The sequence below is a fragment of the Catellatospora sp. NPDC049133 genome (assembly GCF_040648455.1).
Taxonomy (GTDB): domain Bacteria; phylum Actinomycetota; class Actinomycetes; order Mycobacteriales; family Micromonosporaceae; genus Catellatospora; species Catellatospora aurea.
The window spans coordinates 213103-225139 of sequence record NZ_JBEZDT010000004.1; the positions used below are offsets into that span (position 1 = coordinate 213103).

Genomic DNA, 12037 nt, shown 5'->3' on the forward strand with positions numbered 1-12037 from the left:
GGACATGTTCACTCCATTTAGGACACGACGCCGTCGGCGGTCCCAGGGTCAGTCGGGCGAGGGACTCAGGTGCTTCAGCTGGTGCGCGAACGCCAGGATCACGGCGTCGAACTGCGCCTCGATGGCGGGCAGGTTCGACCGGGCCGCCTCCAGCGAGCGCAGGCAGGTCGCCAGCATGGCCACGTCGCGGGCCTCGCGTTCGCGGTCGGGGCTGTACGCGCCCCCGGCACTCGCCCGGTAGCTGGCCGCCGCCCGGTCGGCGTCGCGGCGGGCGGCGTCGAGGATGTGCGCGGCCTGCTTCTCCGCGCTCTCCACGATCAGCCGGCTCTGCTGCTGCGCGGCCGCGATCACGGTGTCGGCCTGGGCCTGCGCGCGGGCGGTGAGGGTGACCGCCTCCGCGGCGACCTGCCGAGCCCGCACCGCCGGATCGACGGGCTGCAACCGGTCGCCGAGCCGCTTGACCCGGTCGAGTTCGGCCTGCTGGGCGGCGATGTAGGCATTGAGCGCGTCGACGTCCTCGGCGAGCGTGCGCCGCAGCCGGTCGACGGCCTCCTTGTCGTATCCGCGCCGCCGGCCGGTGGCGTCGGGCAGGTGGTGGCGGACGATCGACTCCGGCGTGTGCGGCACCCGCTTGCGCAGGTCCGGCTGCTCGTACGCGCTGACTGTGGTCACTGCTCCCCCTGTGCTCATCGGATCGTGCTCATCGGATCGCGGCGGCGCTCGCCGCGGGTGCCTGGGACGGCTGGTAACGCGCGCCGTCGTAGTCCTCGAGGTGGATCTGCGCGGCGGGCACACCCGCGGCGGCGAGCGCCTCGCGCGCGTTCCAGACCAGCGCGGGAGGCCCGCACACGTACACCTCACGCTCGCCCAGGCGTGTGGTGCGCAGCGCCGCGCCGAGCACGTCGTCGCCGCCGCGCTCCTCCGGGGTCACCGGCAGCACGCTCAGCCAGCGGTGCGCCGCCTCCAGCCCGCGCAGGGTCGGCAGGTCGTAGAGGTCGCCGACGCCGCGGGCGCCCGCGAACAGCTGCACGGACCGGGCCGGCACCCCGGCGGCGGTCTCGACCTCGACCTGCTCGACCAGGGCCCGCAGCGGGGCCAGGCCGGTGCCCGCGGCGATCAGCAGCAGGTCGCGGCCGCCGCCCGGGGTGAGGGTGAGCCGCCGGCCGAGCGGTGCGCCGAGCCGCACCTGGTCGCCTTCGCGGAGCTGGTGGACGAGCGCCGGGCTGAGCTCGCCGCCGGGCTGGGCGCGTACGTGGAATTCGATGGTGCCGTCGGCCCGCGGGGTGTTCGCGGGCGACAGGTAGCGCCAGACCCGGGGCCGCAGCGGGCATTCCAGGGCCACCGACTGGCCGGGCCGGTAGGTCAGCGGCATGGTCGGGCGCACGGTGAACACGGCCAGGTCGGGGCCGCGGCGTTCGTGTTCGAGCACGTCGGCGGTCCACCAGGCGGGCTGGCTGCGGGCGGCGTGCTCGGCCGCCCGCAGCATGGTGCCCGACACCAGTTCGTACGCCGCCGACCACTGCGCGGCCAGGTCGTCGGTCCACTCCTCGCCCAGGAAGTGCTCCAGGGTGGCCAGCAGCGCCTGCCCGACCTGCGCGTAGTGCGCCCCGACCACCGAGAACCTGCGGTGGTCGCGGCCCAGCCCTTCCAGGTACGGCACGGCCTGGTCGAGCTGGTCGACGTGGGACACGACGTGCCCCAGCGCCTGCAGCAGCCGGTCTCGCTGGCCGGCCATGGACACCGGGAACAGGTCGCGCAGCTCCGGATACGCCACGAAGAGGAAGGCGTAGAAGTGCTGCGCGGCCCGGTCGCCGTGGGCTTGCACGGCGGCGAAGCTGCTCTGCAGGCGCTGCGCGTCCATCCTCAGACCGCCGCCGGCTCGGCGACGATCAGGGGCTGCACGCTGGCCAGCACCTGTCCGACCTGGAGGATGACGTCCATCGGGACGTGCAGTTCGAACAGGACTCCGGCGGCGTACTGCGCGACCCGCTGGTAGTGGGCCGCGCTGATGTTCAGCCGGGCGTGCGCGGGCCCGAGGTTCTCCACCGGGTATCCGGTGGGGCCCCCGAGCACGTGGGTGAGCAGCGCGACCATGTGGCTCTTGAGCCTGGGCAGGTCGATGCCGTCGAAGTAGTCGGCGAGCTGCTCGTCGGCGAGCAGATAGGTGTAGAGCCGGTCCACCGCCTCCCGCACCGACGGCGCGCCGCCGATGAGGTCGTATGCACTGGTGGCCGTGGTGGTAGCTCCTGGACTGTCTGACATTGTTCCGCCTCCGTCATCGCAGTGGTGAGCTGCGCGGAGCCGGCATTCGCCCGGTCCGGGCCCGCACCCGGTTCGGACGTGGTGGAGCACACCGGCACAACCAGCGGTTTGCCCGAAGGCCGCCAATCAAACCACTGGTTATCCGCGCACCATCAGGATATATAGATGCGTCACTTTGGTGTCAACCAGTAGTCGGTTAATATACGGCGTGTGTTTTAGAACACATGTTCGACAACTGTCCACATCGTACGGTGCAGCTCATCGATGGTGTGCGGCGGCCCGTCATCCGGCGCTGGTGGCCTCGAACCGTGCGGTGAGCGTGCCGCTGATCCCGTCGGCAGCTCGGGTGCCGCGCACCGTCAACGACAGGTCACCGGTCAGCGTCGCGCAGTCCCCGGCACGCGGCGTGAACCGCCCCTGGACCACCGTCTTCACCGGATCGAACGACTGGTCGCCGATAGCCCGTTCCAGCGTGCTCGTGGTGTACACGAAGGTCGCCGCGCCCGCACCGCCCGCCGGTGGGCCCACCCCGTCGAGCGTGGCGACGACCTGCCGGTCACCCACCGAGCCGGTCAGATCGACCACCTGCTCCACCTCGCCGTCGACGACGTTGCCACCCGCCACGACCAGCCGGAACCTGACCTGGCCGCCGTGGGGGCGCAACGTCGCACCGGCAACCCGGACCGTACCCGACATCGTCGCGGTGCCCGACCACTCGCCGTCGGTGAACGTGGCGCAGTCCTCCACCCCGTGCCAGGTCACGGTCACCGGCAGCGTCGCCGCGGGCCGCGGCATCGGCGCCAGGAACGCGGCCAGGCCCTGCGGCGCACTCGTGAACACAGCCTGGAACAGTCCGAGGTCGTCCGCCGCCGTGGCCCGCACGACGCCCAGCACGGAGCGCTCCGGATCGGACGGCGCACCCGGGTCGGCCGCGGCCCGCAGACGCACGGTCGCCCGGCCCGCGGCGTCGGTGGCGGCCCGGTGCGGCGACAGCCCGCCCCCACCCAACTCCACATGCCCGGCCAGGTGCGCGGGCGGCGAGAACACCAGCCCGACCGCGCCCGGCGCGGGCGACGCCGCCACCAGCAGCGGCGCGGGCCCGAAGGCCGTCGCGGCGGCCTGCGCGGTGTCCACGGTCGCGACGACGTCGAGCTCGCCACCGGAGCCGCCGGCGCCCTGGGCCAGGCGCGCGTTCTGCGGCGACAGCCGGATCCGCACACTCTGCCAGCGCAACATCGCCTGGGTGTACGCCGTCGCGGGCGCGCCGCCCAGCGACAGCTCCCGGCCACCCGCCGCGTACACCACGCCCCAGCCGGCGGCCTCCGGCGCGGGGCGCTCACCGGCCCGCTCGGGCACCCGGCTCGCCACCACCGGGGCCACGAACCCGTCGAGCAGCATCAGCCACTCCGACAGCGCGTCGACCGAGGGCCCCAGCTCGCCGTCGCCGGAGAAGTCCACCTGGCGGGCCTGCAGCAGCCGCACCAGCCACCGGTCCCGCGCCTGCCAGTACGCCGTCCGGTACAGCTCCAGCAGCTCCGCCGGCTCCCGCCGCACGCCCAGCGCCGACAGCCGCCTCGTGAAGTCCAGCATCGGCTCCCGGGCCGTGCCCGCCATCTCGGCAAGCGTGTCCACCTGCGGTTCGAGCACGTGCACCCCGTCCGGACCCGGGCTCACCCCGGCCAGCACCTGCTCGCCCGCCGGGGTGTACACGGCCACGCCGAGGTTGGCCAGCACCGACCAGGCCCCGCGGCGGCGCTCCGCCGGATCCGGTGACGCCAGTGCGGCCGCGGTCTGCTCCGGCGACAGCGCGACCGGTTCCTCGTCCCGGCCCGGCAAACCGCCGGTGCACGCGAGCAGCGGCAGCAGCAGCGCGAGCACGAGTCCGCCCACGATCGCACGCCGGGCCACGCCCGGTCCCGCCCCGGCCATGCGCTACTCCCCGTCGCCGGTGGACATCCTGGGCCGTCACCGTAGTGGCCCGGAAGGCGGACACGCCAGAGGCGGCGGCGTTCAGTCCTCTTCCAGCACCGACAGGATGTTGCCCGCCGGATCCTTGAACCAGGCGATCCGCGGCCCCGCGTCGTCGTCGGACACCCCCGCGGCGTCGGTCTTCAGGTCGTCGGTGTCGTAGTTCTCGAACTCGACACCACGTTCCCGCAGCTCCCCCATCGCGGCCTCCAGGTGCGTCACCGGGAAGTTCAGGATGGTGTACGTCGCCGGCACGTGATCCGGCTTCGGATAGATCAGCACCTGGCCACCGCCGGCCAGTTCCAGCCGCAGCAGGCCGCCGCCGAGGTCGGTGACCTCCAGACCCAGCGTCTCGCCGTAGAACCGCCGGGCCGTCTCGGTGTCGTCAACCGAGAACCCCGAGAACGCTCGCGTCCTGCCGAACATCGTGTGCTCCTCCTGCTGTGTCGATCCGGCCCCGGCCGGGGCCCGCGTCATGCCGTCGCGCTCCGGGCGTCGATCGCCGCCTGCGCCTTCGTCGTGCGTCGCACGGCCGCGGCAAGCGCCCGCTCCGCCGCCGTACGGGCGGCCCGCCGCCCGTTGACCTCCTGCTGCGCCCTGGCCCGCCGCTCCTCCAGCGCCGCCAGCGTTTCCCTGAGCCGCGCCAGCTCGTCGGCGCCCGCCGCCTCCGCCGCGCGCGCCCGGTCCGCCTCGTCCCGCGCCCGCTGCTCGGCCTCCCGCGCCGACGCCAACTCCCGCCGCAGCTCCAACGGCACACGGGGCGGCTCGGTCGCGCGGGTCTCCCGCTCCGGCCGCACGTCATCGGCTGACCGGTCGCGCTGTGCCACCGCTCTGCGGGCGACGCGACCCCCAGCCGGTGCCGCCGCGCCGTCGTGTGCCGGGACCGGACGTGTCGGGGCCGGGCCCGCCGGTGCCTTACGGGCCGGCCTGCGCGGCAGTACCACCACGTCCGCGTCGTCCTCGTCGCCGGTGTCCGCGCCGCCGAACGCCGAAGCCGCGCCGAACCCGGTGTACGACACCGCTTTGACGACCGTGCCCGCCCGGACCTGCGCGGCGATCTCGTCGTCGGCGAGCGCGGCGGCCAGGGTCTGCTCGACCTCGGCCTGCGGGAGCTTCGCCGGAGTCAGGCCCGGCTGAGCCCGTACCCCCAGGTCGACGGCTCGTTCGGCCAGGGCCGAGAGCAGCTCGCGGCGCTGCACGGTCAGCGCGCGCAGGTCCGCGCCGCGCAGTTGCCGCTGGGCGTCGCGCAGCGCGGCGGACAGGGCGGTCAGCTCGGCGATGCGCTCGGGTGCGCGGTGGGCCAGCAGGTTGACCAGCCACGCGGCGACGGTGGGGCGGCGCAGCCGCTTGATCGCCGTGGCCTGCGCGGCGTGCCCGGCCGCCTTGGCCGCGGCCGCCGCCGCGTCACGGGCCGCGGTGAACTCCTCGGGCAGGGCCGTATACAGCTCACGCACGGTCTCCTCCGGCACCTCGCCCACCTTGTCATGATATGAGGAGATCAGGCGGCGTCCAGGTAACCGCTGGCCTGGAGCGTGAACAGCTCCGCGTACCGGCCGCCGGCCGCCATCAGCTCGTCGTGGCGGCCGGACTGGATCAGCCGGCCCTCGTGCAGCACGTAGATGACGTCGGCGTGGCGTACGTTGGCCAGCCGGTGCGTGATCAGGATGGTGGTCCGCCGGCCCTGCCGGTCCCGGATCGCCTGGAACAGGGCGTCCTCGGCACGCGGGTCCAGCGCGGAGGACGGCTCGTCCATGATGAGCAGGTCCGCGTCGCGCAGGAAGCCACGCGCGGCGGTGATGCGCTGCCACTGCCCGCCGGACAGGTCCTGCCCGTCGGCGAAGGTGCGGTCCAGCAGCGTGTCGTACCCGAACGGCAACTGCATGATCATGTCGTGGGCGACCGCGCGCTGCGCCGCCGCCTCGATGCGCTCGCGCTGCACCGGCGCGCCCGCCTCGCCGAGGCGGATGTTCACCTCCGCGGTGAACGGCCACTTCCAGTAGTCCTGCGACACCACCGCGATCCGCGCCCGCAGCCCGTCGGCGTCCAGCTGCGGGAGCGGCACACCGTTCCAGCTGATCGTGCCCGCCGACGGGGCGCGCAGCGCGGCTATCACCGCGGCGAGGGTGGTCTTGCCCGAGCCGTTCTCCCCGACGAACGCCACGGTCTGCCCGGCGTGCACGACCATCGACACGTCGTCGACGGCCGGGGTGTCCCGGTCGGGGTAGCTCAGGCTGACCGCGTCGACCCGCAGGGTCCGCAGTTCGTCCGCGGGCAGCGAGCCGTCCGCGGCGGGCACGTGCGCCTTCGCCCGCTCCATGAACCCGGTGTAGTCGTCGAAGTGCCGCCCCTCCATGTAGAGCGCGTCGACCTGGTAGGTCACCGTCGCCAGCGAGTGCCGGGCGGCCTGCAACGCGATCACGGCGGTCGCCGCGGCCGACAGCGGGATCGCCCCGTCCAACAGCAGCCAGCCGAGCAGCGCGTACACGGCCCCGGTCGCGACGCCGCCCGCCATCGCGCCGAGCGCGTTGGTGGTGGTGACCCGGCGCGCCAGGTCGAGCTGGATCCGGGTCTCGGTGTCCATGACCGTGTCGTACTGGCCGAGCAGGAACCCGCGCAGCCCGTACGCGCGCAGCTCCGCCGCGGTCATCCGGTCGGCCATCAGCCGGTTCAGGATCCACATGCGCCGCCTGCGCACCGACCCGGCCAGGTACGTCTGGTACTCCAGGTGCCCGGCCCGCAGCGCCGCCCACGCGTTCGGCACCGTCGCCAGCAGCATCGCGCCCAGCAGCAGCGGGTGCACCACGACCAGCGCCACCGCCACCGCGAGCACCCCGATCGCACCGGCGGCCAGCGCCATCATCGCGTTGACCAGGCCGATCACCGACTCCATGCCGCGGGCGGCCCGTTCCATGTCGTCGGCGAACGCGTCCTCGTCGAACGCGTCCAGCCGCACCGCGGTGGTCGCCTCGAACAGCTGCCGCTGCACCGTCCGGTCGACGCGGGGCGTCAGCCCGTTGAGGGCGTAGCCGGTGGCGATGCCCATGCCCGCCCGCAGCGCCGCCGCCCCGGCCAGCACGATCAGCGCGGGCAGCGCCGTGGCCACCCGGTCCGGGGTCGGCGCGGCGGAGAACAGGCCGACCAGGACCTGCTGGGTCGCGAGCAGCCCGGCCGTCGCCATGACCCCGGCCAGCACCGTGCACGACAGCACGATCGCGGTGCGGGCCCGGTCGGCGCGCCAGGCGATGCGCAGCGCGGTGCCGACCAGCCGGGGCAGGGCCTGGGCGAGGGTGCGCAGCCCGGCGTCGGCGCGGGCGCGGACCCCCTCCTCCCACCACATCGTGCGCATCTTCGGCAGCACGGAGGCCGTGGCGGGTGTCGTCTCGGCGGCGGTCACGGTGGCGGCTTCGGACGGTGCGGACACGGTTTCCTCCCCTGAGCCGCGACCCCACCGGCGGCCTGAGGCAAGCGTATGCCCAATCAGGAGTGAGCAGCCGATTCGTTCCTGCCGGGCACCCGACAACCGAGGACGGTCATGCGCTGTGCGCTTCGACGAGGCTCGTGTTGACCTGGTACACCAAGTCCCACAACGGACCTGCCGTGACGATTCCAGCGCCTAGTGCTCGCTTGTTGCCAGAAGCCTGGTACAGCGTCCGCACGGTGTCGCCGAAGCCGATGACGACCCACCACTCGCCATTCGGGTAGCGCCGCCGCCATGTCGTCGACACGAACTTGCCTGTGTCCTGCCGGGCCTCGACGAGGATCAGATCCCACGCCGCCGGGTCGAAGGCCCGCAGGTCGGCCAGCGGAGCGTCGGTGCCGACAGTCCGCTCGGCCAGATGCCCGCCGTGCAACCGCAGCTCACGTACGCTCGACAACACCTGCCGTACACGGACGAACAACGGCTCAGGACCCGTCTCGGCATGGAAGCGTGCAATGACCGGACTCATGGCATTACCCCTCAGACCCCGAGCAGTTCGGGCCGTGCGGCCGGGCTACCCGAGGTCAACACTCGTGTCAGCCCACGGGCGAGCAGGTCGATCTGCTCGGGAGCAACGTCCAGGACCAGCATCGCATCGACTGGCATGCCCAGGGTCAGGGCAGCGTCCTCGGTCAACCTCAAGCGCAGCCGCCCACCGGCGAGGACGCATTCACGAACGCCGCCGTAGTAGGTTGCCTGTCCGGGGTCGACGACCAGACAGTACGTGTTCATGCCGAGGTCGATCTCCTGCTCATCGTCCGCGTCGTAACACTCCGTGAATAGCAGCGACCAGGCATCAGCCTCGGTGGTCTCGCGAATCCCGACCACGTAAACCCCGCTGTCGTCCTCGCCTACGTCGCGAACGACCGCCGGCGCCCACCCGGATACATCATGATCTCGCATGTTCCTCCTTGCGCCGCCCATGAGAAGGCAGAGCTTAAGCCCCTGGCCGACCGCCGGTGGTCTCGCTGCCATGGCAGGTGACCAGATCATCGACATCCGCGGTGTACGGCTCGCCTACCGAGTGCTCGGGGCTCCCACCGCACCGGCGATGATCCTGCTGCACGGCGGCAGCGCCGACAGCTCCGCCTGGGCGGAGGTGGCCCCGGCACTCGACCGGACCGAGCACTACTCCTTCGAGCTCATTCGCGACGATGTCATCGGTTCGCGTTTCATGAACACGTCCACCGGGTCCTCGGACTCGACGGTGAACCCGTGCCGCTCGTACAGCCGCCGGGCCGCGCTGCCCTGTAGCACCTGCAACCGGACCACGGTGCCGTCGCGATCGCACTGCTCCAGCAGCTCGGTGAGCACGGCCGTGCCGGTCCCGCTGCCGTGTAGGTACGGGGCCAGAAGGAAGTTCTCCAGCCAGTGGGCGTCTTCGGCGGGACGCAGCGTCACGCATCCGGCGAACTCGCCGCCGACCTCGATCACCTGGGTGTGCTCCGGCACGAACTTGTCCCGCAGCCGCTGGCGCACCCGGTGCTCGTCGTAGCGCCCGAGCCGTTCCAGGTCCGGTCGCAGCACCACGGCCCGCAACTCCGCCACCGTCTCGACGTCGGCCGTCGAAGCCCGCCGGGTAGCCCAATCTGCCATGATCGTCAGACTAGCGGGCCGTGGTCAGCCGGAACTTCTCGTATCCCAGGATGGTGATGTTCCGGGCCGGGTTGAGGCGGCAGGGCACGACCTTGCCGGTCCCGGTGAACCCGATGCGCCGGTAGAATGCCTGCGCCCGCTCGTTGTCCTCGTGCACACCCAGCGTGAGCCAGGACGCGTCGGTGACGTCGCGGGCCCACGTGATCGCGGCGTCGACCAGCCGGGCCGCGAGTCCGGCCGCCCGGCCGCGGTGCGCGGGCGTGACGTAGACACCCTGGATGCAGTAGGTGCCGGCGACGACCTCCACCGGAGCGGAGCCCGCCATGCCCACCCAGCGGCCGTCCGCGGCGACGGCGATGAACGTCGCCGTGGTCGGTGAACTCGCGGCCTGCTCGGCCTGCTGCTGCCAGACCTCGTCGGCGAGCGCGGCGGCGTCGGCGGGTGTCGTGCCGAAGGCGGTCGGCGAGTCCTGCAGCGCTTCCAGGCGCAGGGCGCGCAGCTGACGCCACTCGCCCGGCTCGATCCTGCGTACTGCATAGGTCATGGTCTGCCCCCGCCGATCATGGTTCGCATGGTTCCACGCGCCATCCTGCCCTGGACAGCGGTTGCCGCGTAAATCACTCGCGACCGGCATCACGCGTTCATAGGCTTCCGCGATGCGATGGGAACCGCTGCGGGTGGGCGACGCCGCCGCCTGCGCCGAGGTGATCGCCGAGGCGGAGCTGGTCGATCGGACCGGTGAGCACTACGACGCCGACGACGTCGCCGAGCAGCTGGCAGACCCGGACCTCGACCTGGCCTCGGCGACCGTCGGCGTTTGGGAGGGCGACCGCCTGGCCGCGTATGGAGTGCTGGCGTCCAACGGTTCGGTCCCCGTGCACCGCTTCATCTTCGGCGGCTACGTGCGCCCGGCGTACCGGCGGCAGGGTCTGGGCGGGCGGCTGGTCGACTGGGCGATCGAGGCGGCCCCGGCGATAGCCGGGCACCCTGCCCCTCCGTTGGAGCTGCATGCCGAGGTCAGCGACGCCAACGAGGGCAAGCAGGCCCTGTTCGCCCGCGCGGGTTTCGCGCCGCAGCGATGGTTCTTCGCGATGCGCCGCCCGCTGACCGGCGACCTGCCCGAGGTCGCCGTGCCCGCCGGGTACCGCGTCGAACGCTTCGACCTGGAGCGTCACGACGAGGCGGCGCGGCTGGTCCGCAACGCGGCGTTCGTCGACCATTGGGGCTTCTCGGAGAAGGCGCCCGACATGTGGAAGCAGTGGTACACCGGCACCCGCGCGTTCCGCCCCGGACTGTCGTTCGTCGCCACCGTCGAGCACCCGCCGGCCGGCGAGGGCGACACGCCGGCCGCGATCCTGCTCACGCACTACTACGAGGCCGACACGCAAGCGACCGGCCGTGCCGAGGCGTGGATCTCCGTCCTCGGCACCCGGCGCGAACATCGCCGCCGCGGCGTCGCGGGCGCGCTGCTGGCATCGGCGCTGCGGCAGGCCCAGCTGGACGGGTTCGCGCAGGCCGGGCTCGGGGTCGACGCGGCCGGCCCGACCGGCGCGCTGGGGCTGTACCGGTCGGCCGGGTTCGCCGTCGAGCACCGCGACGCCCGCTACGTGAAGACGCTCTAGTCGGGGGTGGACTGCTCCGAGCGCGGGTCGCTAAGCGGGCGGCCGCCGACGCCGATGATGTGCCAGCCCAGGTCCGGGAAGCCGGCGCTGCGCGCGGTGCGGTCCGAGGCGGTGTTCGCGGGGTCGTGCAGGTAGATCGGCACCGCGCCCTGCGCGACGATCCAGCGCGCCGCCTGGGCGACCAGCCCCGTGGCCAGCCCTCGGCCGCGGTGTGCCTCCTCCGTGCCGACGGAGATCTCCATGCCCGCGCTGTTGTGCCGCTTGACCCCCACGCCCGCCGCGTACCGGCCCGCGTCGTCGAAGCTGATCAGCACGTGGCCGCCGAACGGGTGCAGCCACTCCGGCACCCGCGGGTCGAGCGCCGGCACCCACTCGCCGGCGTCCGGCAGTTCCGTGGGCGCGTCGGTCCACCGGAACACCCCGCGGTAGGCGGTCGCGTCGGGCCGCCCGAGCGCGGCGGGCAGCCGGTCGGGCACGTCGTCCCAGGTCCGCACCGCCTCGCGTACCGCGTCAACGGCGTCCGGCGCGACGGACAGCACCCCGCCGTGCGGCGTCGACACCCCGACCACGTCGCGGACCTGGCCGTCCCACCCCGGCCGGGTCCGCGCGGGGCTGCCGACCACGGTCAGGCCTTCCGCCTCGGTCCACCCGCCCAGGTACGCGACCAGGAACTCGGTGAGACGTCGGTCCGTGCAGATCTCGCGGCTGTCCATCGCCCGAAGAATACGTCGCGCGGCCCGCCGCCACTCGCAACCGTCCCGCGCGGAGGGCCGCGCCGCACCCGCGCGGACGACGCCGTCGCGCGGGCACCACGTGCGGCCGAGGTTGTGTAGCGTGCGCGCGTGGACAACAGACCTGGCACGGCAGTACGCGCCACCGGCACGGCGGCCGCCGTCATCGGCGTGATCGTCATCGTGATCTCGTTCCAGGGCCGCCGCTACGGCTTCCTGGGTGACGACGGGGTGTTCGTCGGCGCATTGCTGCTGGTCAGCGGTCTCCTGCTGCGGATAGAGGCGGCCGTCGCGGCGGGCCGGACCACCGGCGACGGCCGCTGAACAGGCGGTGGACCGTCGCGGTGAGGGCTGTTGTCGGGCGGCGGGTGTAGGTTCGC

Annotated in this window: 14 protein-coding genes; 2 read left to right on the forward strand and 12 right to left on the reverse strand. The window is 73.1% G+C overall.

Annotated elements, in window-relative coordinates; genetic code table 11:
• Window positions 1-48 precede the first annotated feature (48 nt).
• From AB0B35_RS06145 to AB0B35_RS06195, 11 genes are all read right to left on the reverse strand, one after another.
• The gene (locus tag AB0B35_RS06145; RefSeq protein WP_361041321.1) at window positions 49-672 is read right to left on the reverse strand and encodes a hypothetical protein; all 624 of its coding nucleotides are present in this window, start codon (window positions 670-672) and stop codon (window positions 49-51) included.
• 28 nt (window positions 673-700) lie between these two features.
• Window positions 701-1861: a globin domain-containing protein gene (locus tag AB0B35_RS06150; protein ID WP_361041324.1), complete on the reverse strand. Its 1161-nt coding sequence runs from the start codon at window positions 1859-1861 to the stop codon at window positions 701-703.
• Window positions 1862-1863: 2 nt separating this feature from the next.
• On the reverse strand, window positions 1864-2262 hold the full coding sequence (locus AB0B35_RS06155; protein ID WP_360538197.1) for a group 1 truncated hemoglobin: 399 nt from the start codon (window positions 2260-2262) through the stop codon (window positions 1864-1866).
• Between the two features lie 282 nt (window positions 2263-2544).
• Complete coding sequence (locus AB0B35_RS06160) at window positions 2545-4191, reverse strand: hypothetical protein (protein WP_361041326.1); 1647 nt, start codon at window positions 4189-4191, stop codon at window positions 2545-2547.
• A gap of 81 nt (window positions 4192-4272) precedes the next feature.
• Window positions 4273-4656: a VOC family protein gene (locus tag AB0B35_RS06165; protein WP_361041328.1), complete on the reverse strand. Its 384-nt coding sequence runs from the start codon at window positions 4654-4656 to the stop codon at window positions 4273-4275.
• A gap of 47 nt (window positions 4657-4703) precedes the next feature.
• Window positions 4704-5708: a hypothetical protein gene (locus AB0B35_RS06170; RefSeq protein WP_361041331.1), complete on the reverse strand. Its 1005-nt coding sequence runs from the start codon at window positions 5706-5708 to the stop codon at window positions 4704-4706.
• Window positions 5709-5728: 20 nt separating this feature from the next.
• A complete protein-coding gene (locus tag AB0B35_RS06175; protein WP_361041579.1) occupies window positions 5729-7576 on the reverse strand; it encodes an ABC transporter ATP-binding protein in 1848 nt (615 codons plus the stop codon).
• A gap of 184 nt (window positions 7577-7760) precedes the next feature.
• Window positions 7761-8177, reverse strand: coding sequence for a hypothetical protein (locus tag AB0B35_RS06180; RefSeq protein WP_361041333.1), 417 nt, complete (start codon window positions 8175-8177; stop codon window positions 7761-7763).
• A gap of 11 nt (window positions 8178-8188) precedes the next feature.
• A complete protein-coding gene (locus AB0B35_RS06185) occupies window positions 8189-8611 on the reverse strand; it encodes an Imm10 family immunity protein (protein ID WP_361041335.1) in 423 nt (140 codons plus the stop codon).
• Between the two features lie 225 nt (window positions 8612-8836).
• A complete protein-coding gene (locus AB0B35_RS06190; protein ID WP_361041337.1) occupies window positions 8837-9304 on the reverse strand; it encodes a GNAT family N-acetyltransferase in 468 nt (155 codons plus the stop codon).
• Window positions 9305-9314: 10 nt separating this feature from the next.
• Entirely contained in the window at window positions 9315-9848 is a 534-nt protein-coding gene (locus tag AB0B35_RS06195) for a GNAT family N-acetyltransferase (RefSeq protein ID WP_361041339.1), read from the reverse strand.
• A 112-nt stretch (window positions 9849-9960) separates the two neighbouring features.
• Here AB0B35_RS06195 and AB0B35_RS06200 point away from each other — a divergent pair, with 112 nt between their 5' ends.
• Complete coding sequence (locus AB0B35_RS06200) at window positions 9961-10926, forward strand: GNAT family N-acetyltransferase (RefSeq protein WP_361041342.1); 966 nt, start codon at window positions 9961-9963, stop codon at window positions 10924-10926.
• Here the strand turns inward: AB0B35_RS06200 and AB0B35_RS06205 are convergent.
• Complete coding sequence (locus AB0B35_RS06205) at window positions 10923-11639, reverse strand: GNAT family N-acetyltransferase (RefSeq protein ID WP_361041344.1); 717 nt, start codon at window positions 11637-11639, stop codon at window positions 10923-10925. The two genes, AB0B35_RS06200 and AB0B35_RS06205, sit on opposite strands and share 4 nt — an antisense overlap.
• Before the next feature lie 129 nt (window positions 11640-11768).
• Here AB0B35_RS06205 and AB0B35_RS06210 point away from each other — a divergent pair, with 129 nt between their 5' ends.
• Window positions 11769-11981 (forward strand): hypothetical protein, encoded by a 213-nt coding sequence (locus AB0B35_RS06210; protein WP_361041347.1) that lies wholly within the window; start codon window positions 11769-11771, stop codon window positions 11979-11981.
• Window positions 11982-12037: the final 56 nt, after the last annotated feature.

What these genes read in the sequence shown, in the direction of transcription:
- AB0B35_RS06195 (WP_361041339.1), bottom strand. Translation starts at nt 9,848, where the DNA reads ATGACCTATGCAGTACGCAGGATCGAGCCGGGCGAGTGGCGTCAGCTG.
- AB0B35_RS06155 (WP_360538197.1), bottom strand. Translation starts at nt 2,262, where the DNA reads ATGTCAGACAGTCCAGGAGCTACCACCACGGCCACCAGTGCATACGAC.
- AB0B35_RS06200 (WP_361041342.1), top strand. Translation starts at nt 9,961, where the DNA reads ATGCGATGGGAACCGCTGCGGGTGGGCGACGCCGCCGCCTGCGCCGAG.
- AB0B35_RS06150 (WP_361041324.1), bottom strand. Translation starts at nt 1,861, where the DNA reads ATGGACGCGCAGCGCCTGCAGAGCAGCTTCGCCGCCGTGCAAGCCCAC.
- AB0B35_RS06205 (WP_361041344.1), bottom strand. Translation starts at nt 11,639, where the DNA reads ATGGACAGCCGCGAGATCTGCACGGACCGACGTCTCACCGAGTTCCTG.
- AB0B35_RS06165 (WP_361041328.1), bottom strand. Translation starts at nt 4,656, where the DNA reads ATGTTCGGCAGGACGCGAGCGTTCTCGGGGTTCTCGGTTGACGACACC.
- AB0B35_RS06190 (WP_361041337.1), bottom strand. Translation starts at nt 9,304, where the DNA reads ATGGCAGATTGGGCTACCCGGCGGGCTTCGACGGCCGACGTCGAGACG.
- AB0B35_RS06180 (WP_361041333.1), bottom strand. Translation starts at nt 8,177, where the DNA reads ATGAGTCCGGTCATTGCACGCTTCCATGCCGAGACGGGTCCTGAGCCG.
- AB0B35_RS06175 (WP_361041579.1), bottom strand. Translation starts at nt 7,576, where the DNA reads ATGCGCACGATGTGGTGGGAGGAGGGGGTCCGCGCCCGCGCCGACGCC.
- AB0B35_RS06185 (WP_361041335.1), bottom strand. Translation starts at nt 8,611, where the DNA reads ATGCGAGATCATGATGTATCCGGGTGGGCGCCGGCGGTCGTTCGCGAC.
- AB0B35_RS06160 (WP_361041326.1), bottom strand. Translation starts at nt 4,191, where the DNA reads ATGGCCGGGGCGGGACCGGGCGTGGCCCGGCGTGCGATCGTGGGCGGA.